The following is a 25170-nucleotide window of genomic DNA, read 5'->3' as shown; positions in this document are numbered from 1 at the left end:
GTTTTTCAGGTTCCAAAGGCCATCGCCGGCGCTGTCACGTCACCGACCGAAGCCAGCAGGATATCCGCGATCACATCCAGTTCTTCACGGGTCAGGCGCACGGGCAGTCGAACATCGCAAGCTTTCATCAGCATTGCCCGGGTTTCCGGCAGGTCGAACGTTTCCGGCAAGAACTGCCAGTTCCAGAACGCGCGCGCGTTGTCCTCGCTCAGGCCAAAAACCTGCACTTTCACACCGCGAGACTCTGCTGCGGTTGCAAAGGCGCGGATCTCTTCCTCGTTCATGCCGACAAGGTTGAACTGAATTGAATCCGGTGCGCGCTTTTCAGGATCAAGCGGGGCGGGCACGGAAATGTTGGGTGACGCGTTCAGACGATCCGCCACGTAGTCGTGATTTGCCAGACCGTCCCGGACACGACGGGCCAGTTCCGGAATTTGCGGGCGGATAACGGCGGCGCTGAGGTTGCTCATGCGCAGGTTGTATAGCGGCAACCGGTTCTGCCAACGTGCAAAGGCTAGTTCCAACTCGGGCGAGTTGTCGCCATGCGGGGTTTTATGCTTTTTCCAGTTATGCTCATAGGCACCCGACATGATAACGGCCTGCGCCACCAGATCGGCATCATCGGTGATCAGAATACCGCCTTCGCCCGCGTTGATCATCTTGTAGGACTGGAACGAGAAACAGCCCATCTTGCCGATCGTTCCGATGTTGCGGCCGTGCCAGGTGGTGCCAAGCGAGTGGGCCGCATCCTCGATTACAGGGATGTCGCGGGCATCGCACAGCTCCATAATGGCATCCATATCCGAGGTATGGCCGCGCATGTGGCTGATGATGACCGCCTGAACTCCGTCCAGCTTGGCCTCAAAATCCTTTAGGTCTATGCGGTAGTTTTCTCCAACCTCGCACAGGACAGGGACGCAGTCGGCATGAACGATGGAAGATGGCACTGCGGCAAAGGTGAAGCCGGGTATCAGCACCCGCGCGTCCCGTGGCAAACCCAGCGCCTTCAGGGACAGGAACAGTGCGGCCGAGCAGGATGAAACCGCCAAAGCGTATTTGGATCCCAAAAGCGCGGCAAATTCCGCTTCTAGCAGTGCGACGGGCGAATCCTGGGGTGCTGTGTAGCGAAACAGGTCACCGGATTGCATCAGCGCATCAATCGCTTCGCGCGCGGCTGCGGGGATGGGTTCGGCTTCGTGAACATTGGGTGGCAGCGACATATTTGGTTTTCCTGAATTCTAACTTTTGTAAATATAAATTCACAACGCCGGCAAGCCAAGAGCGTAATCGCCCGTCGGCGAAATTTCACCAAATTGTCGCAAGTTTAGTCGGTCCTGACCCCCAGATCAGACTAAAGGCCCAGACGGTCGCGCAAGGCGAACCACGTCATGGCAAGAACCAGTAGCGGGCTACGCAGGGCAGGGCCGCCGGGAAACGGTTGGGCGGGAACGCGCGCCATCGTATCGAATCCTTCGGCCTGTCCCTGAATGGCTAGAGCCATCAGCTGACCAGCATGGGTGGCCGTGCCTACCCCGTGACCTGAGTAGCCTGAGGCAGACAGGATATTCGGGGCAAGGCGCGCCAGATAAGGCATCCGACGCATCGTTATGGCCAGTGTTCCACCCCAGGCGTAATCGATCCTGACATCTTTCAGATGCGGGAAGATCTCGACCATCGGTTTGCGGACTTTTGCTGCAATATCAGTGGGAAAGCGATAGCCATAGCTTTCGCCGCCGCCAAACAAAAGGCGGCCATCCGCGCTGAGGCGGAAATAGTTCACCACGAATTTTGTGTCGGCAACGGCCACATCCTGCGTCAGGACGCGCGCGGCGTTGTCTCCCAGCGGTTCGGTGGCCGCTATGAAATTGTTGATGGGCATGACACGTTCGGCAACCTTGCGATTCAGATCACCGAGATAGCCATTACAGGCCAGTATGACGTGGTCAGCCTTGACTGTTCCCTCTGCCGTCCGAAGACTTACGCCATTACCATCCGAGATATTAAGGACTTCGGTCCCCTCGTGGATGCGAACACCCGCTTTTCGGGCCGCCTGCGCAAGTCCCAAGGCGTAGTTCAGGGGGTGCAGATGCGCGGCGCCCATATCCAGATACCCGCCCTGATAAGTCGGAGAAGGGCAGAGCGTATGGCCCGCCTCGCGGTCCAGCAACTGTATCTCGTCATAACCATACCGCTTGGACAGGTGTTCCGCATGAGAATGCAGTCCGGCCCGATCTGATTTGCTTAGCCCCAGATTGGCGATGCCGGGCTTCAGGTCGCATTGAATCCGGTGTTTGGAGATCAGGGACTTGACCAGATCCTTGGCGTCTTCGGCAAGATCCCAAAGCTTGGCGGCGTCATCATCGCCAACCAGGCGCTCCAGATCTTCCTGATCCATTCGCTGCGCGCTGCCCAACTGGCCGCCGTTGCGCCCCGAGGCACCAAAGCCAACGCGATGCGCTTCCAGCAGAACGACGTCAAATCCGGCTTCAGCCAGATGCAGCGCTGCGGACAGGCCGGTGTATCCGCCACCGACAACACAGACATCCGCGGTGCAATCGCCGGTCAGGGCAGGGCTAGGATCAGCCGCATGTGCGGTCGCGGCATACCAGCTAGGCGGGTATTCCGCCTTGCGGTCATTGGAATAGAGCAGGTTCATCGCGCAAGTACCTTAGACGTTCAGCAGAAGATGCTCGCGCTCCCACGGGGAAATCACCTGCAGAAATTCTTCGTATTCCGCCCGTTTGACGATGCTGTAGACGCGGGCGAATTCCGGTCCCAAAACCTCGTGCAGGGCTGTGGCCTCGTCAAACAGATCCAGGGCGCTGCCCATGACCTGCGGGATGTCACCGTCGCCTTCATAGGCGTCGCCGTAGAACTGGCGCCGGGGCCGTTCCTGCTGTGTCAGTCCCAGATACCCACAGGCCAAAGACAGGGCGATGCCCAGGTAGGGGTTGCAATCCATACCCGCGATGCGGTTCTCAACGCGACGCGCTTCGGGGCTGGACAGCGGAACACGGATGCCCGTCGTCCGATTGTCGCGCGCCCATTCCAGATTGATCGGGGCGGCGTGGTCCTTCACATAACGGCGATAGGAATTCACATAAGGCGCCATGACGGCCAGACCGGCGGGCAGGTGGTTCTGCAATCCGGCGATGTAATGATAGAACGCGTCCGTCTCGCCCCCCTGCGGCCCGGAAAAGATGTTCTGACCGGTTTCGATATCAATGATCGAGTGGTGTATATGCATCGCCGAGCCCGGTTCGTCCTCGATGGGTTTGGCCATGAAGGTCGCAAAGCAGTTGTGGCGCAGTGCAGCTTCGCGGATCAGGCGTTTGAAGTAGAAAACCTCATCGGCCAGTTTCACCGGGCTGCCGTGGCGCAGGTTGATCTCTAGCTGGCCCGCGCCGCCTTCTTGCGTGATGCCGTCGATTTCGAACCCCTGATGTTCGGCAAAGTCATAGATGTCGTCGATCACCGGGCCGAACTCGTCCACCGCAGTCATCGAATATGCCTGCCGCGCTGCAGCCGGACGGCCCGAACGGCCCATCATCGGCTTGATTTCCTGCGCCGGATCGACGTTGGGGGCGACCAGAAAGAACTCCATTTCGGGTGCGACGACCGGCTTCCAGCCCCGGTCATGATAAAGCTGCACGACGCGTTTCAGCACATTGCGCGGGCTGAACGGGATCGGATTGTCGTCCCGGTCATAGGCGTCATGGATAACCTGTAGCGTCCAGTCACCCGTCCAGGGCGCCGCCGAAGCGGTCGAGAAATCCGGCTTGAGGATCATGTCGCGTTCGATGAAGCCATCTTCGCCCGCTGCCTCGCCCCAGTCACCCGTGATCGTCTGATAGAAGATACTGTCGGGCAGATGAAAATAGGATTGCTTGGCAAATTTTGATGCAGGCACGGCCTTGCCGCGGGCAATCCCCGGCAGATCCGAGATAATGCACTCGACCTCATCCAGACGTTGGCCTTCAATATACTCGCGCGCTGCCTCTGGCAGCTGTTTTTTCCAGTCGGCCATCAGGCCCTCTCTTTCTTCAGGAATTCTGCCATCTGACGGCCAATTGCGGGATTATCGATCGGTCCGCGCGTGCGGTTGGCCGCATCCTGCAAAATGGGGTCCGGGACCACGCCTTTTCCACGCGTCCTCATCAGGCCCTCGATAAAGTCATCGGAGTATTCGGGATGCGCCTGCACCGTCCAGATCGTGTCTCCGTAAGCGATCATTGCGTTGCGGCAGAACCCGTTCTGACCAACCACGCGTGCGCCTTCGGGCAACCGGGTTACCTGATCCTGATGCCAGGCGTTCAGAGAAACCGTCTCGCCGTCCAGTTCATAATCCGTGCGTCCGACAGCCCAGCCGCCCTGGAACTTTTCTACCGTTCCACCCAGCGCCTGGGCGATGATCTGGTGGCCAAAGCACACGCCGATCAGCGGCTTTCCGGAATTCTGGATTTCCCTGATCAGGTCCTCAAGCGGGGGTATCCACGGATGATCTTCGTAAGCGCCGTGACGCGATCCCGTGATGATCCAACCGTCAGCCTGAGAGACGTCTTTCGGGAACTGATTGTCGACCACCTGGAAGGTCACGAATTCGAAGTCATGACCATCCAGCAGGGCGCGAAACATCGCATCATATTCGCCGAAGTCGTCAGCCAGCTGTTCAGGTGCGTGGCCGGTAACTAGGATTCCGATTTTCATGATTCACCAAATTTGATCAAATTTTATTCTACGCGAGTCCTTGGTCGCGGGCAAGGGGGTCATACGGCCTCGAGGTAACTGAGCCAGTGCGTCTCTGGTGCGCGCTCGGAAAACCGCGCGATCTCCTGCCGTTTTGTCATGACCAGATTACGGATCAGTTCAGCGTGAAAGATCCGCCGGATCATCGGGTCGGCCTCGAACGCGGATATGGCCGAGGACCAGTCGCCTGCCAATTGCGGTAGCCCGGCAATTTCATAGGCATTTCCGGTAATCGGCGGGGGCGGCTGCAACCCGTCATCGATACCGGCCAATGCTGCCCCCAACACAGCTGTCAGCATCAGGTAGGGGTTGATGTCGCCACCAGCCACGCGATGTTCAATTCGACGGGCCGCCGGTGCGCCGCCGGGAATGCGGATGGCAGCGGTTCGGTTCTCATAAGCCCAGCTTGCCCCGGTTGGAGCATGCGCCCCGGGCACGAGGCGCGTGTAAGAGTTTCCGTGAGGGGCAAAAACCAGCGTACTGCCCGGCATCGCGGCAAGACAGCCTGCAACAGCCGCGTGCAACTCATGGCTGCCATCGGGGCCACCATTGTCAAACACATTGCGGCCCGATGAATCGACCACGGAAAAATGGACATGCATTCCGTTGCCCGCGTCCTGCGGATAGGGTTTTGCCATGAATGTCGCCGTAAAGCCGTGTTTGCGGGCCAGTCCACGGGTCAAGGCCTTGAACAGCCACGTGTCATCGGCGCAGCGCATGGCCTCCTGATGGTTCAGGTTGATCTCGAACTGGCCGATTCCGCTTTCGGAAATGGCGGTTTGGGCAGGGATGTCCATGGCCACGCAACCGTCATAGAGCTCGGTAAAGAACGCATCAAAGGCGTCCAGTTCCGCAAGGGACAGGACAGCCTCGTCGCACAATCGGCGCCCTGTGACCGGATTGGCAGGCGCTCCGGGTTGTGATCCCGATGCATCAAGCAGCGTGAACTCCAGTTCAGTTGCCGCGATCACGGACCAGCCGCGCTTTGCATAGTCGGCCAGAACTGCGGCAAGCGCATGTCTGGGATCCCCTGCGTATGGCTCGGACTTGTCATTATATAATGACATCGGGACCAGCGCGGTTTCGGCATCAAGCCAGGGCATGGGAATCGGTCCGCGATCGGTCGGCAGAAGCATCCCATCGGCATCGCCGGATTCAAATACTAGCGGACTGCCTTCGATATCCGCGCCCCAAAGATCGACATTCAGCGCCGAAAACGGCATGCGGACCGCGCCTTTGTTCAGCTTTTCTGCGTAAGAGGACGGCACGCGCTTGCCGCGCATCTGACCGTTAAGGTCACAGGCAGCAACACGAAAACCGGGCAGGGCGCTCAGGTCCATTTTGGTCTCCAATACTCTCGTTTCCCGAGATGTAGTCGAGACCGCGCGTCTTGTCACGGAATTTGATCAAATTTTTCCTGTAGGCGGAGAAGGCTTTGAGTCCCGCGCCAACCAACGCTGGCGCGGGACCACAGGACGTCAGACGAAGTTGACGCCGTTTTCCGCCATCGGCAACGAGGTCACCTTGATGCCCGAAAGCGCGCGGATCGCGTTGGCAAGGGCCGGGGCCGAGGGGGGGGTGCCAGGCTCACCGACACCGGTCGGTGCCTCGGCGGAAGGTACGATATGAACTTCGATCTCCGCGATGTCGCCGATGCGCAAAGGCTCGTAGTCCGGGAAGTTGTACTGGTCCACGACACCTCCGGTCAGCGTGATCTGATCCCGCATGACATGACCGATACCGTAGCCGATACCACCCTCCATCTGGGCGCGCACCACATCGGGGTTCACCGCAATCCCGCAATCCACGGCGCAAGTGACCTTTTCGATCTTGATGCCGTTCTCTGGATCGCCCGAAACCTCGACGACCTGAGCCGCGTAGGATCCGAAGGATTTGTGCACGGCAATCCCTTGCGCGCGACCTGCCGGTGCGTTGCCCCAGCCAGCTTTTTCAACGGCAAGTTTCAGGACGCCTGCTTTGCGCTGTTGATCGGCGTCGCTGGTATCTGCCAGATGTGCCAGACGGAACTCCACCGGATCACGGCCCGCTGTTTCGGCTACAAGGTCAATCATGGCCTCCATCACGTAGCCGGTGTGGGTGTGACCGACCGAGCGCCACCATAGAACGGTTGTAGCTTTGGGCGTGTCGGTCAGACCCAGAGCCATGCCGGGGATTGTGTACGGGCTGTCAGCAATCCCCTCGATCGAACTGTGGTCGATCCCGTCTTTTACCAGAACGGCTTCGAACGGCGTGCCTTTGATCACCGATTGTCCGGCCACCTGATGCTGCCAGCCAACGATGTTGCCTTCTCCATCCAGACCCACACGCACCTTGTGGCCAAATGCAGGGCGGTAATAACCGCTGCGAATGTCATCCTCTCGTGTCCAGACCAGTTTCACAGGGCGCGAACGGTCGGTGATCACAAAAGCCAGCGCGGCCTCGACCTGATAATCCGCATCAGGCGTTGCGCGACGGCCGAACGAGCCACCGGCCAGCATCGTCTTGATGTGGATCTTCTCAGGCGGCAGTTGGAAGATCTGCTGATAGGCCATATGCGGGCCGGTTGGCATCTGCGCCCCGTCATGCAGGACGATGTCGCCTTCGGCCGTCTGTTCGATGGTGCAGTTCAGCGGCTCCATCGGCGCATGCGCCAGCAGCGGGAAGTAGAAGGTCTTTTCGACTACCTTTTCCGCGCCTTCGATGGCCGCCGCCACAGCCGCAACGTCTGCCTTGTTCACGTTGTACGTGGGTTCAGCGTCCAGGGCGGCCATGATCTCGGTCCTGATCTGATCCGAGTCGCGGGTTTCGGCACCCGACATGTCCCATTCGACCTCAAGCGCGTCGCGTGCCTGAATCGCGGCCCAGGTGTTTTCGGCATAAACCGCTACGCCCGCCTCGTTGGGCAGGACGGCGGCGTTGATGTAGCCCTTAACCTCTTTCGACGCGCTGTCGTCAAAACCAAGCGCGACGCCGCCCTTCGACTCCGGGCGCTTGATCATGGCAACCATCTGGTTGGGCAGGTGAACGTCCATGGCATACATAGCCTGACCATTGCCCTTGATGGCCGAGTCCTTGCGGCGCACCGCTTCATTGCCGATCAGACGGAACTCTGACGGGTCTTTCAGGCGCGGCTCGGCCGGAGCCTCTAACTGAGAGGCCGCCGCAACGAATTCCGCAATCGGTGCGGAGTTGTCGCCCGCCTTGACGATGCCTTCCTCGATAGTGATACTCGACGCATCCAAACCCCAGCTTTGGGCTGCCGCAGTGATCAGCATTTCACGCGCAGCAGCCCCAGCCTGACGGTATTGCAGCCACGAGTTCGCCATTGCGGTCGACCCGCCGGTTCCCTGGAAGGGGCCAAACAGAAGGTTGTTGTAGACCTGCGGATTGGATGGGGCGAATTCGTATGCGATCTGGTCCATGGTCAGGCCGATTTCCTCGGCGATCAGCGTTGGCAGACCGGTTGCAGGGCCCTGACCCTTTTCAAAGTGCTTGACGATGGCGGTCACGGTGCCATCGGCGTCAATTTTCACGAACGGGTTGAACTGCGCAGTCTCGGATGAGGCCGTAGCCAGAACGCCATCGGGGCGGGCGCCAACCAGCAGGACGGCACCAGCGGCAGCAGCGCCTTTCAGAAATCCACGGCGAGAAGTGTTGATGGTCATGGATCAGGCCTCCAGAATTTCAGAAGCGCGCTGAATACCGGCGCGGATGCGTTGGTAAGTGGCGCAACGGCAGGCGTTGCCGGACATGTAGTCATCAATCTCTTCGACACTGGGCTTTGGGTTTTCTGACAGAAGTCCGACCGCCGACATCACCTGACCGGACTGGCAATAACCGCACTGGACCACGTCCAGTTCGACCCAGGCTTGTTGCACTGCTGCGCCGATCTTTCCGTCGCCAACGGCTTCAATTGTGGTGATTTCTGCGTCTTCAATGTCTTCTACAAAGGTCTGGCACGAACGAACTGGTTCGCCGTTCACGTGTACGGTGCAGGCACCGCACGATGCGACACCGCACCCGAACTTGGTGCCGGTCAGCTTGAGTTCGTCCCGGATCACCCAGAGCAGAGGCGTGCCGGGTTCGGCGTCGACCGTGTGGGTTTCACCGTTTAACTTCAATGTCAGAGCCATGAGGGGTTCTCCTGTTGGGCTGGATACCTGAATCGGTAAACTGGCGCGTTTACCTTAAGTGTCAAATCAGCTTGTGTAAACTCTCAAGTTTACACTGTTGTTTGACCGGCCGGACGTGATGGGTCTATAGGTGGAACATGAACGAATGCAATTCACCGAATGAGTCCAAATACGCCCAGATCATTGAGGCCGCCGTGGCCGAGTTTCAAGATAAGGGCTTTGCTTCTGCCAGTATGGATCGCATTTCGGCGCGGGCCGAAGTGTCAAAGCGCACGCTTTACAAGTACTTTGAAAGTAAGGAAAATCTCTTTCGTTCAATTGTAGCCGAACTGTCCGGCCGTTTTGCCGAGGTTCTGGAGATCCGGTATCAGCCGGGGCGCGATATTCGCGAGCAGTTGACGGATCTGGCCTGGGCTGAGGGCCGTATTCTGATGCGCCCGGACGTGATCGCGATGTCGCGGATGATTATCAGCGAAACTTTGCGCAACCCGGATCTGGCGGCGGCGGCACAGGGCAAGCTGGACAAGACCTCGACATTCATCGCCATGCTGAAAGACGCCGCCGAGGACGGTCAGTTGCAGATCGAAGACGCTGATCAGGCGGGCAAGGAATTTATCGGACTGATCAAGGCAAAGGCGTTCTGGCCCATGATGTTCAGCGGCGGCGTGCTCAGCCACGCGGAAATGACCGAAACCATCGAAAGCAGCGTCGATATGATGCTGTGCCGTTATGGTCCGGGAGCCGCGGCGTCTAGACCCTGAGAACCCTTTCTTTGTTTTGAAAAAGATGCGCTAGGGAACGAACCCTGCTGGTACGCCAAAGGGCGGGGCGTCTACGCTGACACCCGTCAAGGAATGCAGAAAGGCCACGAGGTTGTCGATTTCCGCGTCGGTCAATGTGACTTGGGCAATATCGACCTTGTTGCGCTGACGTTCCATTTCAAACCGGTCGTCCCAAACGACAAAGTCCGCATCCTGAAGCCAGGGAACCGGGGGCAGAGCCGCCATGTCGCGTGTCCAGTTTGCCAGACTGGTTTGTGGGTCCAGATGATGGCGGATCATGCTTTTAAGGTCCGGGAATGCGCCGTTATGGCCGTAGGGTGCGGTCAGGGCAACGTTGCGCAGCATCGGGGTGCGGAAACGGTAGGCGTCCTCCAGCCGGTCACTTTCTCCCATTCGGCCCACGTCGCGCACAAAAGGATCCCACTGTCGGGTACGACCGGGTCCGAAGGGTGGCAGGCCCAACGCGTGAAACTTCTGATCTGACATTAAAGGCCCGGAATGGCAGGTGGCGCATTTTGCCTTTCCATAAAACAGGTTCATGCCGTTTTTCTGCTTAAGTGAAAGGGCATCGGCATCGCCCGCCAGAAATTGGTCGAACGGGCTGTCCGTGCTGCGCCATTCGATGGCCATAAAGGCTGCCAGCGCATTGGCGATGTGGATGATCGTGATTTCTTCGGTGGTTTCGATTTCTTCGAAGGCCGCGACCATGGCAGGGCCATACCGAGGCTCGGTACGAACACGCTTGGCTAGGATCGGCCAGCCTTTGTCGATCCGGTCATGTACCGCTCCGGTGACCTGATTTTCAGCTACGTTCCCGGCCATTTCGAATTGTGATGTCAGCGGAAAAAGCGCCTGCGCGGCCAGAAGGGAGTTCAACCCCTCCGGCAGCCATTCCTGCGCAGGGGAGTTGAAGCCGTTGCCGTAGATTTCGGAAACACTGAGCCGTCCATCGTGAAAAACCGTGTGAATGTCTTTCGCGCCAAGGTTCCACAGACCCGGAGAATTGCGCGGGATACGTTTGCGGATTCTGTCGGCTCCGGTTCCGGGGGTACGCTTCGGTCCCAGCCCTTGTCCGCCCTCACCAATACCCAACGATAACCCGTCAGAGGTGCCGAAATCCGGGTGGTGACAATGGGCGCAGGCGATGTTCCGGTTGCCCGACAGGATCGGATCGTAAAACAGTTGATGACCAATGGCGGCCTGTTTCATATCAAAAGAAATGAAGTCATCGTCGGTCAATGGGCGCGGCAAGTCCTGCGCTGCCGCCATCCCGCCCCAAAGGAGAGCAGCCACCCCATGCGCCAGTTTGTATTTGCCCTTTTCTGTCTTGCGACGCCTGCGCTGGCCGAGTTGGAACAGGCCCGCGACATGATGGAGGCGGGAGAGTTCGAAGCTGCGCGCGAGGAATTGTTGCCAGCAGCCCGATCGGGCAATGCCGAAGCCGAAGAGTTGATCGGTGTGATGTACGGGTTGGGTCTTGGAGTCGCGCAGGATTACGAACGGGCGTTCGAATGGTACCTGCGCGCCTCGATGAAAGGGCATCCCGGGGCGCAGTCTGGTGTGGGCTGGTACTATGAGCTGGGTCTTGGCATGCCCGCGCCCGATCTGGTGCGGGCCTACATGTGGTACACGCTCAGCGCTATTGGCGGTGATCCCGACGCGGCGATCAGCCTTGAGGAAGTTATCAAGAAAATGACGCCGGAGCAGATCGAAAAGGCGCATGTCCTGGTCAACGACTACAAAGGGTGGATGTACCCGTTTCGGTAGGGGCCGGGCCACAAGGCCCAGCCCCCAAAGCTTAGTTCAGGTCCGCGTCACGCGCGGCGTTCACATCGGCCTCGGCCGCAGCAACGGCTTCGGTCAGTGCAGTGAAAACCTCATCCCCGCGCGCCACGTTGGACTGGAACCACTCGTAGACCGGGGTAGCGGCGTCCTTGAACGCAGCCTTCTGCTCGGGGCTTGGGACATAGAGGTCACCGCCACCGGCAACAAAGTCTTCGTACGCCTGAATCGATTTGCGCTTAGGCGAGGCAAAGGTGGCCTGCTGTAGGGCGTAGAATCCATCGACAACCACGCGGCGCAGGTCTTCGGGCATCTCCTGGAATTTGGCGTTGTTCATCCACCACATGGCCCCCATGTAGGCATGGCCATCCAATGTCAGGAATTGCAGACCGGCATCGGGAAATTTCATCCCCATGATATCGGTGATGCCGTTCTTCGATCCCTCAACCACACCGGTCTGGAAGCTGGTAAACAACTCGGGCCACGGGATCGGCGTGGGTGACGCGCCAAGTGCCTTGACCAGTTCCTGCGGCAGGTCGGCAACCACGGTGCGGATTTTCAAACCCTCCATATCGGCAGGCTCGGCAATCCGGCGCTGTGTGTTGGCGAAGTTGCGCCAGCCACCGGTGTTGCCGATGGTCATCAGCCGGATTGCGCCGCCTGAATCCTCCAACGCCATGTCGCGCATTTTGCGGGTGAAATCGCCAGTCAGCACGTGCTCGGCAATACGGTCATCCGCCATCAAATAGGGCAGGTCCAGAACCTGCACGTAGGGAAAGATACCCGCAGCACCGCTGGAGGTTGAGATGAATATGTCGATGGTGCCGTCGGCCACGCCCTGCAGGCATTCCGCCCCGTTCGAACACAGCTGCGTGCCGATGAACAACTCGACCTCGATAGCGCCGTTCGACGCCGCCTCGACATAGTTCTTGAAAACGATCAGGCCATCGTAGTCTTCGTCGTTTTCATTCGAGTTCGCAGTTGCCCGCAGTGTATAGTCTGCGGCCACAGCGGCCATGGCGGACGCGGCCACAAGCGATGTGGCCACCGCAGCGGTTTTGATGAATTGTCTGAGCATGCGTTTCCTCCCTGTGGTACTCAGTCAGTTTGCAAATCCCGTTATCCTCGGGATCGTCATGGATAGTGCGGGGATATAGGTGATCAGGAAGATCACTATGATTTCGACGGCCAGGAACGGCAGGATCGCCTTGGCGATGGTTTCAACCCGTTCCCGCGACACGGCGGCGGCCACGAACAGAACCAGCCCCATGGGTGGCGTGGCGAGACCAACAGTCAGGTTGACGCTCATGATAATGGCGAAATGGATCGGATCGACGCCTAGGCTGGTGAAGATGGGGCCAAGGATCGGGCCAAGGATGATGATCGCGGGACCTGCATCCAGAAACATGCCGACGATGAACAGAAGCAGGTTGATCAGAAACAGCAGGATCAACGGATTTTCGGACAGGCTGAGGATCAGCGAGGCCAGCTGTTCGGGCGCGTGGCTGAGGCTGACCACCGTCTTGAATGCCATAGCGGCGCCGACCAGCAGCAACACAACGGCCGAGGTCATGCCCGCATTACTGAGAACCTCAGGCACTTCCTTCAGTGTCAGCGTGCGCAGGACGAAAAAACCGATGATGAACGCATAGCCGACCGCGACAGCAGCGGCTTCGGTCGGCGTGAAGATGCCGCCCAGAATGCCGCCGAGAATGATCACGGGTGTCATCAGCGGAAAGAACGCCTTGAGGCTGGCCTGGCGGCGTTCATCCCAGGTGTATTTCCGGCTGGCGACCGGGAAATCATAGCGATCAGCCATGAACTTGATCATCACCATCAGACCGACGCCGACCATGATCCCGGGTACAATTCCGGCCAGAAACAGGGCGGCGACGCTTTCACCCATGACATAGGCATAGATGATCATGATGCCCGAGGGCGGGATGATCGGCCCGATAACCGAACTGGCCGCCGTAATCGCCGCGGCGAATTTGCGGGTATAGCCCTGTTTCTCCATCGCTGGGATCAGCATTGACCCTAAGGCGGATGTGTCGGCCACGGCAGAGCCCGAGAGGCCGGCGAACAGGATCGAGCTCAGCACGTTCACATGTGCCAGTCCACCGCGAAGGTGCCCCATCAGGGCCTGCGAGAACTCGACAAGGCGAATGGTGATGCCGCCCCGGTTCATCAGTTCTCCGGCGAGCATGAAGAAGGGGATGGCCATCAGCGGAAAGCTGTCCATGCCATTATAGACATTGCGATAGAGCAGCGTAATGTCATTCGTTTGGCCGTTGAGCCACAGCAGGATACCCGGCGCGGCCAGCAGCGCGAAAAAGACCGGCAGGCCAATCAACAGGAAAACCAGGAAAGTGGGCAGGAACCAGATCAGCATCTATTCGGCCCCCACGGCTGCTTCGGGAATTTCCGGCAGAAGATGTGCGCCGCCCAGCATGGTGATCAGGGATCGCAGGATCAGCTCGATATTCACCGAGATCAGCAGGATGATCCCTACCAGCAGCGAGGCCATCATCCAACTGCGGGGAATACGGTACCATTCATCGAAACCGAACGATGTTGGCAGGTACAAAGCAGCAGTGGCAAATCTGCCGCCAAAGCCCGTGACTTCAGACCAACCGATATTGACGGCGACCAGCAGGACGATCAGCGAGATCAGCAACAAGAACAGATTGAGGGACTGGCCCAGCAGGCGTGGCAAGAACCGTTGCAACATGTCAATCGCCACGAAGCCGCCACGCCGAAAAGCCGTCGGAGCCATCAGGCCGGTCATCCAGAGCATGCAGAACCGGGCGGCTTCATCCGGCCAGGGCAGAGCGTTGCCCAGGACATATCGGAAGAACACCTGAATCAGGATTGCGATCACCATCAATGCAATCGCAACAACGCCAACCGCGCGGCCCAGACGCAGCACGGTTTCGTTCACGAATGCAATCGGTGCAAGCACCGATGCCAGTCCGCCCATGCGGATCCTCCCAAGTTCAGCTGCGGGTTCGTCCCGCAGTCGTCAGAACGCGCTTATTTCTTCGCGAATTGGCCGAGTTTTCCGGCATAGAAGGTCAGTGCGTCTCCATCGCTCATGCTGGCCTTCAGGACTTTGCCCACCACGATCACGTGATCGCCTGCATCGTGATAGGCGTGCTGCTCGCATTCAAAACGTGCCAGACAATCCGGCAACAGCGGCGTTCCGTTTGTGCACCGCTCATGCCGGATGTCACGCAGTGCATGGGCGTCCTTGGAACAGCCAAAGCAAAGCGCGTCCTGTTCAGACGATAACACGTGAACGGTGAAATGCCGCGCCTTGTGGAAATAGGGGAACCGGCGCGAGTTGCGGTCTGCAGCCCACATGATCAGAGGCGGATCCAGTGACAAGGACGAGAAGCTGTTCGCCGTGATGCATATCGGTCCGTCTTCGCTGTCACAGGTGACGATGGTAACACCGGTGGCAAAGCGGCCAAAGGCGTCGCGCAGGGTACGGGTGTCGTCCTTGTGCGGAACGAAGGTGCGTGTCAGGTCCTTTGAAATTGCGTTCATCATGGTACCTCATGCCCCAGTGCCGCCTCGTACAGGCGGAACCAGCTTTCACGTTCCAGATTGACCTTCAGTGCGTCCGAGATGCGCTTGATCCGTTCTAGGTTGTTGGTGCCCAGCACCGGCAGAATGCCCGCCGGATGCGCCAGCAGGAAAGCCACCGCCACAGCGGCCCGGTCCACCCCGAACTCTTGCGCGATTTCGTCTGCCACTACTCCGACCGGAGGGTTCCCGGCCATCAACATTCCGCCGCCCAACGGCGACCACGCCATGACCGGTTGCCCATGCTGCTGATGGAACGCCAGATCGCCATTGGTGAAGGGACTGATCTCGCCTAAAGAAATCTCGATCTGGTTGGTGGCCAGTTTGGTCTTCATCGCAGATTGCAACAGTGTCCAGTCCCAAGGTCGAAAGTTGGACACGCCGACCGCGCGCACTTTGCCGCTGGTGACAACTTCATCCAGTGCTGCGCCCGTTTCATGATGGTCCATCAGCGGGTCGGGGCGGTGGATCAGCAGCAAGTCGATATGGTCGATGGCCATTTCCGAAAGCGAGGTGTCTACCGACTGCAGGATATGCGCGCGCGAGGTGTCATAGTATTTGACCTTCGCATCCGAATACCGCCCGACAGGTGCGATGATGTCGCATTTGGTAACGATTTCCATCCGCTGGCGCAGGCCGGGATTGGCACGCAGCGCAGCACCCAGCACAGCTTCGGCTGCGTAGCCGCCATAGATGTCAGCCTGATCGAAGGTGGTGATGCCCTGATCCAGGCAGGACTGGATCTTGGCTTCGACATGGTCCGCCGAAGTATCACTGTCATCGCCCAGCCGCCACATTCCGTAGACAAGGCGGCTCAATTCCAGCGTGTCCGATAGTTTTACACGTTGCATCAGCGGCGAACTCCGTTGCCCAGCGGTGTGGCCGGGGTCGTCTTGGGCACGCGCCCGTATTCTTCGGGAAGCGAGCAGGTTTTCAGGTTGGGCAAAACGCGGGCGCCAAAGTGCCTGGCTTCATCCATGTGCGGATAACCCGAGAAGATGAACGCGCGGATGCCCATTTTCTGATACTTCTCGATCTTGGACATAACCTGATCGGTCGACCCGACCAGCGCGGCTCCGCAACCGGACCTTGCGCGGCCAACGCCAGTCCACAGACCGGGCTCGACATAGCCGTATTCATCCGCCAGATCGCGGTTCTTGGCCTGATGCGCCACACCCAGCGAGGTTGCATCCAGCGCGCGTTCACGAATGGCGCGCCCATATTCATCGTCGAGTTTCGAGACGATGTAGTCCGCGTATTCCTGCGCTTCGGCCTCGGTATCGCGGACGATCATGTGCACGCGCAGGCCGTAATCCAGTGTTCGGTTGTAGTTCTCGGCAACCGCATGGACGGCTTTCATCCGTTCGGCCAGTTGATCCTTGGTTTCCGGCCACATCAGATAGACGTCACAGTGCTCGCCGCAAAGTTCCAGGGCCGACGGAGAATAGCCGCCGAAGTACAGCAACGGACCACCGGTCTGATAGGGCCTGGCCGGATCGGTCGTCAGGCCTAAGAAGTTATAGACTTCGCCCGCATGATTGATCTCATCCTGGGTCCAGGCCTGTTTTAGAATTTCCACCACCTCGCGAGAGCGCTGATAACGATAGGCGCTTTCAGCCTTTTCGCCGGGAAAATCGGACGAGATGATATTGACCGTCAGCCGCCCCTTCAGCATGTGATCCAGCGTTGCGATGGTACGAGCCAGCATGATTGGCTGCATTTCGCCACAGCGAACCGCGGCCAGCAAATTGATCCTATCGGTGATTGGTGCACAGCCCGCCACAAAGCTCAGCGTGTCCTGTCCGACCTGATAGGACGAGGGGCACAGAATGTTTCGAAACCCTTGCGCTTCAGCTTCTTTCACGATGCCGGAGCAATGTTCCCAGCTGGACCGCAGATTGCCATCCGGCACGCCCAGAAACTGATAATCGTCCGAGCACAGCGCCGCGAACCACGATACTTCTGCCGCGTCCAGATCGGGCGAAGTGATGGGGACGATGGTCATCTGAGTCGTTCTCCGCGCGGTTTCCACTTTCCTCTTGCGTAGCAACCGCATTGATGTAGATCAATAGTGTATCAATTTTTCCTGCGACCGAATGAAGCGCCCAGACGTGTCCCCAACCAGCCGAAACCCAAACGCATTGCCGATCTATGTTCAGATCGCGGAACTTCTGATCCGCGACATCGCGGCGGGTCGTCTTATCGACGGGGAACGCCTGCCGCCAGAACGGGATATGGCGGCCGAACTTCAGGTCTCGGTCGGGACGCTGCGAAAATCGCTATCAGAGCTTGAGAAAAAGGGGATGCTGGAACGCATTCAGGGTTCGGGAAACTATGTTCGCGAGACGGGAACCCAGAACAGCGTTTACGCGATGTTCCGGCTGGAACTGCCCGAAGGCGGCGGCCTGCCACGGGCGGACATCCTGTCGGTCGACTATCTGCGCAAGCCGTCTGATCTGCCAAATTTCGGTACCGCCGAAACCGGGTCCCGCGTGCGCCGGATGCGTTATCTGAATGACACAATTATCGCGGTCGAGGAAATCTGGCTGGACGAATCAGCCGGTCGGATTGATCGCAACCTGCTGTCGGATTCTCTCTACCGGTATTACCAGCACCATTTGGGGTTTTGGATCACCCGGGCCGAGGACCGTGTTTCGATCGGTGCGCTGCCCGACTGGACGCCACCTGACTTCACCAAGCCCGCCGGTCAGATCGTAGGGTATATCGAGCGGTTCAGCTGGTCTGAAGGGGCGGCGCCCGTTGAGTTCTCAAAAACATGGTTCGATCCCGATCGGGCCACCTATGTCCAACGTTTGAAGTAAAAGGAAACGCGCATGACCCGGGTCATCAATTACGGGCTGATCGGATGCGGCATGATGGGGCAGGAACACCTGCACAATATCGGCTTGTTGGAAGGCGCGCGCGTTGCGGCGATTTTCGAACCTGACCCGGCAATGGCAAATGCCGCGAAAACCATCGCGCCGGATGCGGTGCTGTTGGGGTCCGTGCAGGAGTTGCTGGCGGTCAACGAACTGGACTGCCTGGTTATCGCCAGCCCGAACCACCTGCATGTCGAGCAGATCTGCGAGATCGCTCAGACGCGCCCGCTGCCGCTGTTGGTAGAAAAACCCCTGTTCACCGACCCGCAGGATGCGGCGCGGATGGAGCGTTTGCAGCGCGATTATCCGCATCCGATCTGGGTCGCGATGGAATATCGCTATATGCCGCCCATAGCTGCGATGATCGAGAAGACCGGGGAAACGGGTGGGGTCCGTATGCTGACGATCCGCGAACATCGTTTTCCGTTTCTGGAGAAGGTCGGCAACTGGAACCGGTTCAATCGCAACACCGGTGGAACCTTTGTCGAGAAATGTTGCCATTTCTTCGATCTGATGCGCCTGATCCTGCACTCTGACCCAGTGCGCATCTCGGCCAGTGGTGGACAGGCCGTGAATCATCTGAACGAGAGCTATGACGGTGAGGTGCCTGATATTCTTGATCACGGCTATGTGCTTGTCGACTTTGCCAATGGCGCACGAGCCATGCTGGAATTGTGCATGTTTGCGGAAGGCTCTCGCTATCAGGAAGAAATCTCGGCCGTGGGCCCGGAGGCCAAAATCGAAGCGCTGGTGCCGGGACCGGGCCGGTTCTGGCCAAAGCATCTGGGCGAGCCGCCGGTGCCGCAGGTTATTCTAAGCCCGCGGGATCCGAAGGGACCTGTCGCGCAGGAAATCCCCGTCGATCCCCGTCTTCTGGCAGCGGGGGATCACAACGGGTCGACATTCTACCAGCACAAGGGGTTCCTGGATCTGTTGCACGGCAAAAAGGCGGGCCCGGATGTGAGTTTGCATGATGGTATCTGGGCCGTGAAGATGGGGCTTGCTGCCCAGAAGGCGCTGGAAACGGGCGAGACTGTTCGCTTGTTGGAGTGAGGTGTTGCGACACAGAGTGTTGAAAATTCAATGCTTTGCTTGACCATCTTAACGAAGTTTGGGTTTGCTGAAAACCGTAATACCGATTTTGGTTCTTCACACTAAACGTATCGTCGCTATGCCCCCTCCAAGGGCAATCCGCTGGCGTTTGACATAGCGGAAAGTCCTGTGTGCAAAAGACAGCCTGGCCCCCTGCGTTCAGTAATGCCCTTGTTTCCGTGGAGGGGTGCGCAGGCACCAATGCAATTGCGGAGGTTGAGTGCCCACGACGCTCTGCCAGCACGGCACATTTTTCAGAAGGCCGTACTCGCTATTCCATTTCGACGGCGACGACCTGAATATCGGTAACCCCATCGTCGTGAAGGAATGAGGACAGCACGGGCCATTCACGATTGGGGTCAATGGTGCGCGCAGTGGCCATGGTCATGCACACAGGGCGGAACCCGCCGCTGTCGCGATCAAGGGATTTTGTCCAGCTTTCCAGTCTTGCGGCCACGTTGATTGTGTCACCGATCACATTGTAGTGCAGCGAGCCGCTCACGCCCAGCGTTCCGCCCAATGTCTCGCCGCTGTTCAGTGCAATTCGCAGATTGTATTTCGGCTGATCGTTCAATTCTGCATTCAGTGCGATCGCGGCCCGGCGCATGGCGCGCGCACATTGCAGGGCTGACTGGGCGTCGACCTGCCGTTGGCTTTCTGTCTCGCTTGGTATCGGAGCGCCGAAAACGACGAGGATTCCATCTCCGGTGAACTTTTCGACAAACCCGCCATGTTCGCGTGCGATTTCACCCAACCTGTCCAATATGCGCGATACCCACACCATGAAATCTTCCGCATCCATCGAATTGCCGACCCGCGTTGAACCTTCGATATCGGCCAGCAGTGCGGTGACGAACAGACGGCGGGATCTTGGCTTGCCACCGGACAGCAGTCTTTTTCGCTGCTGCCATATTTCGGCGGAAAGCTCCTCGGACAGGTGTGATGAAAACACCTGAACGATGGCGCGTCTTTGGTTGCGTGAAATTCCGGCGATAACGGCGAACCCGATGAGAAACCCAATAGACCAGCCCAACAACGTGGTCGCTGCAGGCGCCAGCAGGGCTGCCGCTTGAAGGGCGGACAGACCGACAAACAAGACCGCCCCGCCCACCGTCGCCAAACCGATGGCCCGCGAAGTCATTCGAACGAATACAGCCACACATGCGCCGGCAAATGTTGAAAGCAGGATGATGATAGAGGAGGCAAGGTCGCTCAGAGAGCTCAACGGAGAACGCGAACCATTCGAATAGTCGATCAACTGTTGCGCAATGGCTGCGTGAACTTCCGCGCCGAAAGTGAAACTGGCCCCGGTTGCCCGATTGAGGGGAGTCGAGAAATAGTCCTTAACCGAGTGGCTGGTAACACCGATGATGACCGTCTTTCCGTCGAATTGCGCCAGCTCTTTCCCAGCCAGTACATCTGCTGCGGGGACACGGTGTGCAATCGGAAGATCATTCAGATAATCGATCATGATCTGATAACCAGCAGCATCGGCATTGCGAAACAAGTTCTGCCCTTCGGCCAATGGCTCTGCGGTCGTTGTCCCAAAGGCCAGAAAACGTGGGTTATCCGGGGCGCTTTGCAATGCGGGCCTTGATGAAAAAACCGCCGCCAGTTCCATTGACAGCGACGCTGCGATCCCATCCGGCGTGTTGACCAGCAGAAGGGCGCGCCGAACGACGCCATCGGGATCAATCGGAATGTCCGAAAACCCGGTTTTTGCCCCTGCGGGTGCGTCGATACCTGTCCCGCCTGCGTCGGCCAGTTTCGAGATCACGACAACTCTGGGATCGTTCAGTATGTTGATCAGCCTGTCCCGGCCATCGCCCGCAGGAACATCCCGGTATATATCGATCCCGACTGCGGTCGCGCCGGCAGCCAGCAAGGTTTCCGTCAGCTGTGCGATCTGCGCGTCGGGGACTGGCCAACCCCATTGCCCGAGATCGTCGTCGGAAATGGCGACAAGAAGGACATCTTTCGTTTGTTCAGAGGTTGCAAGCACCGACGTGGTCCAGTCGTATTGGGCACGTTGGAGAGGCTCAAGCAGACCCTTCAACCGCAATTCGACCAATAGACCTCCGACAACAAGGGTGATCAAGCCGACCAGTGCCCAGCTTTGCCAGACTGGCATCAGCATCGACGGTCTCAGCCATGCCTGTCTTTGACCTTCTGATTTCAACGGCCCACACCGGCTGTTTCTAGAAGCTGCCCGAACCCGGTTGCGTCAGTGGCCCTCACGCGACCGCTGAGGCCAATTTCAACCAGTTGCGCAAGCGCGTCGAACCAAAGACCTGCCGCCGCGGGGTTCTGAGCCTTCATCTGATCCGGAAACCGCTCGATCAAAGCTGTCGCTCGCTCCAGAACAGCGCCAGATTGCTGGTCGATCAGCGCCACATGCCATTCGTAGATGCGGCCGGTTTCCAGCGTGTAATCGGACCTGCCAAGATCCAGCCCGTAGTCGCCCGGCGGAAATGGGCCCTGTAATTGCAACTCCACGCCCAATGATCCAAGTGGATTGAGGCCGATGATCAGGTTTCCCCGGTGGCCGTGTGCCAAACGCCAGACCAATGGGGGGGATGAAAGAGTTGTCAGGCCGCCACCTTCCGGCACCAACAACGTCAGCATTTCTGTGTCATCGCCCGAAAGTGTGCCGCGTGTGCCGGCCCCCATTCGGTCTCCGGGCGCACCAATCTCAGGGGGGACAAACACAACGTCGTTGGACCCGTTGGTGACTTGTTCTTCGCTTGCCGCCAAAGCGCCAGTGTCAAAGAACACCGGCAGTGCCAGCGTGAACAACAGTGCGAATTTTGTAACCCTGATCGACGGCACCCGAAGCCTCGCGCAGTAAACCCTTAATAAAACAGAACATTCAAAAGCAACGGTAAGCATGATCTAAGTCAGAGTCCAGTTTGGGACGCGTCTGTGTCCCGTTGCCCTGGCGGATTCTGAGGTTGAGCAGAGTTGTGCTAAAGTCCTCAGCGCTGTTTGAATGAGTTCGGGTGAGTGCGCATGTCTTCTGGTCGCTGTTGGAGAACTGGCATCTGGCTTCTGTCCTTTGGCCTGCTTGTCCTGCTGATGCCATTGCGGCTTGAAGCCCTGGAAAACCGGGTCGCGCTTGTAATCGGTAATTCCGCGTATCAGCATGTATCGGACTTGAGTAACCCGGCCAATGACGCCGAAGATATCTCGGCATCTCTCAGGCGCATTGGGTTTGAAGTCACCGAAAGCCTGAACCTCGACTACAACGGTATGCGCATCGCACTGCGCGACTTTGCGGAAACCGCCGCGGCCGCTGACGTGGCCTTGGTTTATTTTGCCGGCCACGGGATCGAGATCGAAAACACGAACTACCTGATACCGGTAAACGCAACGCTGAAAAGCGATCGGGACGTCGAGTTCGAGGCCATTCGTCTGGATGCGATCGTGAACGCCATTGCAGATGCCCCCGGGCTGAAAATCGTGCTGGTCGACGCCTGTCGGAACAATCCGTTCCTGGCGCAGATGACACGCGTTTCGGCGACCCGGTCGGTCGGGCGCGGGCTGGCTGCGGTAGAACCGGGCGGTGTGGTGGTGGGATATGCCGCCCGCGGAGGCACACTGGCGCAGGATGGCGAAGGCCGGAACAGCCCTTACGCGCAGGCGCTTTTGGAGCAAATCGAACAGCCGGGGTTGGAGCTGGGTAAGCTGTTCCGCCGGGTGAGAGACCGGGTGTTTGAACTGACGGACGGTTTTCAAGAGCCTTTCATCTATGGATCGCTTCCGGGTCAGGACATTTTTCTGGTCCCTGGCCTGGAAACGGCGGCATTACAGGCACCCGCTACACCTGTTCCGTTGGCACCGACTGTAACTCGCAAAGACGAAATGGAAGCAGCGATGACGGTCAACACGATGCGGGGCTGGAGTCTGATTAGCCAGAAATACCGCGCGGCGTCGATCGCCGAACCGGAAGTGCTGAACCGTATGGCCGAAATAACACCAAATTGGGTCAAAAAAGATGGGCGTATCGGTGTGTTGGAAGACATGTTGCTGCCGGATCGAGAAATGAAAATGCGTTTGCAGCAAGAACTCAATAAAGCAGGTTTTGATGTTGGGACGCCTGATGGCGCTATTGGCCCAAGGACACGCGCTGGAATACGGTCTTTTCAGGCAGAGAATGGTTTTGTGCAGACCGGATACGTAGATCTTGCCGTGCTGGCCAGTCTGGGGATCGGTTTGCAAAAAGGGGCGGACGACAGTTTCATCAGCAACCCGTTCGCAGTTCGTCAGAACGTCGAAGAGCTGGAATTGCTCGGCGAATCTGAAGAAATCACGTCGATCCTGGGCTGTCTTGGGCTGAGAAAGAGCATCTACGGTACGTTTCGCGACAGCCTTTACATTGTGATGGTTTTCTCGGGCAACATTCGGAATGCTCGCGGCGAAGCCCAGAAATGCGGTGTCGATCTTGCCGCAATAACGTCAGCCGAAGAGAATGCGTTTATTGTTCGAATGATTGCCAATGACCCGTCCTTTTTTGACGTCGGATACGACAGCAGGACGAATTACAGTTACAAGGCGGGGCCGTATTTCGGTTTCAGGAAGGACCCCGGTGAAGGCAATGCAATAATCGGCTGGCGCTGGTATAGCGGTGAGCCGGTCAAATACACAAACTGGTTGCCGTCAAAACCCAACACGACGCACGGCAAAGGTAACAAGGCTTTCGCCCAGTTTCAGTATGAGCAGCGCGGCAGGCGGGATCTGAGCAATGTCGTGCCTTCCAAATGGTTCGATGGCTCGGGTGGGTACGTGCGTTCGGTCGTTTTGGAGGCAAGATTGAACTGACGACCGCCAGCGGGCGGAATCCCGAATCCTTGACCTGGTCAGGTTTTGAAGCTTCCGGAATTGTCAGGCGTCAGGCCGCACATTTCCGAAACGTTGAGCCGCGTCTGTTCGCCTGTCTGCGTGGAGATTGGGACCGGGCTTGCATCCGCCAATGCGATCTTATTGGCGGATGCGTGGAGGTCCGAAGTGAGACCTGAATTTAGTGGCGTCAGGCAGCGGCGATCTGACGGGCTTTCGCCACCATCACTTCGGCCTGCCGGATCGAGGCATAGTCGATCAGCCGGCCATCCAGCGAAACCGCGCCTTTTCCGGCAGCTTCGGCTTCGGCCATGGCTTCCAGAATGCGCTGGGCCTTTGTCACTTCGGCATCACCGGGCGACATCACCTCGTTCGCAAGTGCGATCTGGCTGGGGTGGATGGCCCATTTTCCTTCGCAACCCAGAACAGCGGCGCGCTTGGCGGCGGCCTTGTATCCCTCGGGGTCCTGGAAGTCCCCAAATGGCCCGTCGATGGGGCGCAGACCATTTGCACGGGCCGCCACGACCATGCGCGCCAATGCATAGTGCCACATGTCACCCCAATGCGTTGCCCGGTTGGCCCCGGCGTCAGGATCGGTCAGAACCGAATAGTCCGGGTTCACGCCACCAATGATCGTGGTCCGTGCGCGGGTCGAAGCCGCATAATCCGCGACCCCGAAATGCAGGCTTTCGTTGCGCTTCGAGGCTGCTGCAATCTCGCTGACATTCTGCATTCCCAGCGCGGTTTCGATGATATGTTCGAAACCGATCCGTTTCTTGTAGCCTTTCGCGTCTTCGATCTGCGTGACCATCATGTCGACGGCATAGACATCAGCGGCGGTGCCAACCTTGGGGATCATGATCAGGTCCAGCCGCTCTCCAGCCTGTTCGACCACATCCACCACATCGCGGTACATATAGTGAGTATCCAGACCATTGATCCGCACCGACATGGTCTTGTTGCCCCAGTCGATATCGTTCAGCGCCTCGACGATGTTTCTGCGCGCCTGTTCCTTTTCGTCCGGTGCGACTGCGTCTTCCAGATCAAGAAAGATGACGTCCACATCGGACTTGGCCGCCTTTTCGAACATGCCGGGCTGGCTGCCGGGGACGGCCAGTTCGCTGCGGTTCAGGCGGGCGGGGGCCTGTTCAATGGAATGGAAGCTCATGGGTTTGGGTCCTTCGTCTTACAGGTTCGGGTAGATCGGGAATCGTGCGCAGAGGTCTGCGACTTCGGCTTTGACCTTGGCCTCGACCGCGCCGTTGCCGTCTTCGCCATTGGCGGCCAGACCGTCGACGACCTCGATGATCCAGTCCGCGATCTGGCGGAATT

At 58.4% G+C, this 25170-nt stretch carries 22 protein-coding genes and 1 pseudogene; 5 read left to right on the top strand and 18 right to left on the bottom strand.

Annotated elements, in window-relative coordinates; translation table 11 throughout:
• Positions 1-5: 5 nt before the first annotated feature.
• The 7 genes from ACR0MI_RS09410 to ACR0MI_RS09380 form a co-directional block, all read right to left on the bottom strand.
• The gene (locus ACR0MI_RS09410) at positions 6-1220 is read right to left on the bottom strand and encodes an aminotransferase class I/II-fold pyridoxal phosphate-dependent enzyme (protein ID WP_170816715.1); all 1215 of its coding nucleotides are present in this window, start codon (positions 1218-1220) and stop codon (positions 6-8) included.
• A gap of 131 nt (positions 1221-1351) precedes the next feature.
• Positions 1352-2656, bottom strand: a complete 1305-nt coding sequence (locus ACR0MI_RS09405; protein WP_170614645.1) for an NAD(P)/FAD-dependent oxidoreductase — start codon at positions 2654-2656, stop codon at positions 1352-1354.
• A 12-nt stretch (positions 2657-2668) separates the two neighbouring features.
• Positions 2669-4027 (bottom strand): glutamine synthetase family protein, encoded by a 1359-nt coding sequence (locus tag ACR0MI_RS09400; protein ID WP_170614646.1) that lies wholly within the window; start codon positions 4025-4027, stop codon positions 2669-2671.
• Complete coding sequence (locus tag ACR0MI_RS09395) at positions 4027-4707, bottom strand: type 1 glutamine amidotransferase (protein ID WP_170614647.1); 681 nt, start codon at positions 4705-4707, stop codon at positions 4027-4029. Before ACR0MI_RS09395 ends, ACR0MI_RS09400 begins: the two co-directional genes overlap by 1 nt.
• 59 nt (positions 4708-4766) lie before the next feature.
• Positions 4767-6086 (bottom strand): glutamine synthetase family protein, encoded by a 1320-nt coding sequence (locus tag ACR0MI_RS09390; protein WP_170614648.1) that lies wholly within the window; start codon positions 6084-6086, stop codon positions 4767-4769.
• A 138-nt stretch (positions 6087-6224) separates the two neighbouring features.
• A complete protein-coding gene (locus ACR0MI_RS09385) occupies positions 6225-8411 on the bottom strand; it encodes a xanthine dehydrogenase family protein molybdopterin-binding subunit (RefSeq protein ID WP_170816716.1) in 2187 nt (728 codons plus the stop codon).
• Positions 8412-8414: 3 nt separating this feature from the next.
• Positions 8415-8879, bottom strand: a complete 465-nt coding sequence (locus ACR0MI_RS09380) for a (2Fe-2S)-binding protein (protein ID WP_170680341.1) — start codon at positions 8877-8879, stop codon at positions 8415-8417.
• 137 nt (positions 8880-9016) lie between these two features.
• Here ACR0MI_RS09380 and ACR0MI_RS09375 point away from each other — a divergent pair, with 137 nt between their 5' ends.
• Complete coding sequence (locus tag ACR0MI_RS09375) at positions 9017-9640, top strand: TetR/AcrR family transcriptional regulator (RefSeq protein WP_170614651.1); 624 nt, start codon at positions 9017-9019, stop codon at positions 9638-9640.
• Between the two features lie 30 nt (positions 9641-9670).
• Here the strand turns inward: ACR0MI_RS09375 and ACR0MI_RS09370 are convergent, their stop codons facing one another.
• Positions 9671-10930 carry a cytochrome c peroxidase gene (locus ACR0MI_RS09370; protein ID WP_170619687.1) on the bottom strand — a complete coding sequence of 420 codons (1260 nt, stop codon included), beginning with the start codon at positions 10928-10930 and terminating at the stop codon, positions 9671-9673.
• 27 nt (positions 10931-10957) lie between these two features.
• On the opposite strand from ACR0MI_RS09370, the gene ACR0MI_RS09365 reads away from it, so the two are divergent.
• Positions 10958-11428 carry a tetratricopeptide repeat protein gene (locus tag ACR0MI_RS09365; RefSeq protein WP_170614652.1) on the top strand — a complete coding sequence of 157 codons (471 nt, stop codon included), beginning with the start codon at positions 10958-10960 and terminating at the stop codon, positions 11426-11428.
• A gap of 31 nt (positions 11429-11459) precedes the next feature.
• Here the strand turns inward: ACR0MI_RS09365 and ACR0MI_RS09360 are convergent, their stop codons facing one another.
• The 6 genes from ACR0MI_RS09360 to ACR0MI_RS09335 are packed head-to-tail and all read right to left on the bottom strand — an operon-like array spanning position 11460 to position 17036.
• A complete protein-coding gene (locus ACR0MI_RS09360) occupies positions 11460-12521 on the bottom strand; it encodes a TRAP transporter substrate-binding protein (protein WP_170614653.1) in 1062 nt (353 codons plus the stop codon).
• A gap of 24 nt (positions 12522-12545) precedes the next feature.
• Positions 12546-13835, bottom strand: coding sequence for a TRAP transporter large permease (locus ACR0MI_RS09355; RefSeq protein ID WP_170614654.1), 1290 nt, complete (start codon positions 13833-13835; stop codon positions 12546-12548).
• Complete coding sequence (locus tag ACR0MI_RS09350; RefSeq protein WP_170614655.1) at positions 13836-14423, bottom strand: TRAP transporter small permease; 588 nt, start codon at positions 14421-14423, stop codon at positions 13836-13838.
• 53 nt (positions 14424-14476) lie between these two features.
• On the bottom strand, positions 14477-14992 hold the full coding sequence (locus ACR0MI_RS09345; protein ID WP_170614656.1) for a flavin reductase family protein: 516 nt from the start codon (positions 14990-14992) through the stop codon (positions 14477-14479).
• Positions 14992-15882, bottom strand: a complete 891-nt coding sequence (locus tag ACR0MI_RS09340; RefSeq protein ID WP_170614657.1) for an aldo/keto reductase — start codon at positions 15880-15882, stop codon at positions 14992-14994. Before ACR0MI_RS09340 ends, ACR0MI_RS09345 begins: the two co-directional genes overlap by 1 nt.
• Entirely contained in the window at positions 15882-17036 is a 1155-nt protein-coding gene (locus ACR0MI_RS09335; RefSeq protein WP_170614658.1) for an LLM class flavin-dependent oxidoreductase, read from the bottom strand. The genes ACR0MI_RS09340 and ACR0MI_RS09335 overlap by 1 nt, the downstream gene beginning before the upstream one ends.
• Before the next feature lie 91 nt (positions 17037-17127).
• Here ACR0MI_RS09335 and ACR0MI_RS09330 point away from each other — a divergent pair, with 91 nt between their 5' ends.
• Both ACR0MI_RS09330 and ACR0MI_RS09325 read left to right on the top strand, forming a co-directional pair.
• Positions 17128-17853 (top strand): GntR family transcriptional regulator, encoded by a 726-nt coding sequence (locus tag ACR0MI_RS09330; RefSeq protein WP_170614659.1) that lies wholly within the window; start codon positions 17128-17130, stop codon positions 17851-17853.
• Between the two features lie 12 nt (positions 17854-17865).
• Entirely contained in the window at positions 17866-18963 is a 1098-nt protein-coding gene (locus ACR0MI_RS09325) for a Gfo/Idh/MocA family protein (protein ID WP_170619685.1), read from the top strand.
• Between the two features lie 310 nt (positions 18964-19273).
• On the opposite strand, the gene ACR0MI_RS09320 is transcribed toward ACR0MI_RS09325, so the two are convergent.
• Positions 19274-21139, bottom strand: coding sequence for a CHASE2 domain-containing protein (locus ACR0MI_RS09320; RefSeq protein WP_170614661.1), 1866 nt, complete (start codon positions 21137-21139; stop codon positions 19274-19276).
• Between the two features lie 38 nt (positions 21140-21177).
• A complete protein-coding gene (locus tag ACR0MI_RS09315; protein ID WP_170614662.1) occupies positions 21178-21831 on the bottom strand; it encodes a DUF928 domain-containing protein in 654 nt (217 codons plus the stop codon).
• 180 nt (positions 21832-22011) lie between these two features.
• Here ACR0MI_RS09315 and ACR0MI_RS09310 point away from each other — a divergent pair, with 180 nt between their 5' ends.
• The gene (locus ACR0MI_RS09310) at positions 22012-23820 is read left to right on the top strand and encodes a caspase family protein (RefSeq protein WP_480441206.1); all 1809 of its coding nucleotides are present in this window, start codon (positions 22012-22014) and stop codon (positions 23818-23820) included.
• A 208-nt stretch (positions 23821-24028) separates the two neighbouring features.
• On the opposite strand, the gene ACR0MI_RS09305 is transcribed toward ACR0MI_RS09310, so the two are convergent.
• Together ACR0MI_RS09305 and glyA are read right to left on the bottom strand one after the other, a co-directional pair.
• Entirely contained in the window at positions 24029-25006 is a 978-nt protein-coding gene (locus ACR0MI_RS09305) for an HpcH/HpaI aldolase/citrate lyase family protein (protein ID WP_170614663.1), read from the bottom strand.
• Between the two features lie 18 nt (positions 25007-25024).
• A pseudogene (gene glyA / locus ACR0MI_RS09300) lies at positions 25025-25170 on the bottom strand (serine hydroxymethyltransferase); the annotation flags it as partial.

This window comes from Ruegeria sp. D4, assembly GCF_056534475.1.
This window is presented reverse-complemented; position numbering and strand designations above follow the sequence as displayed.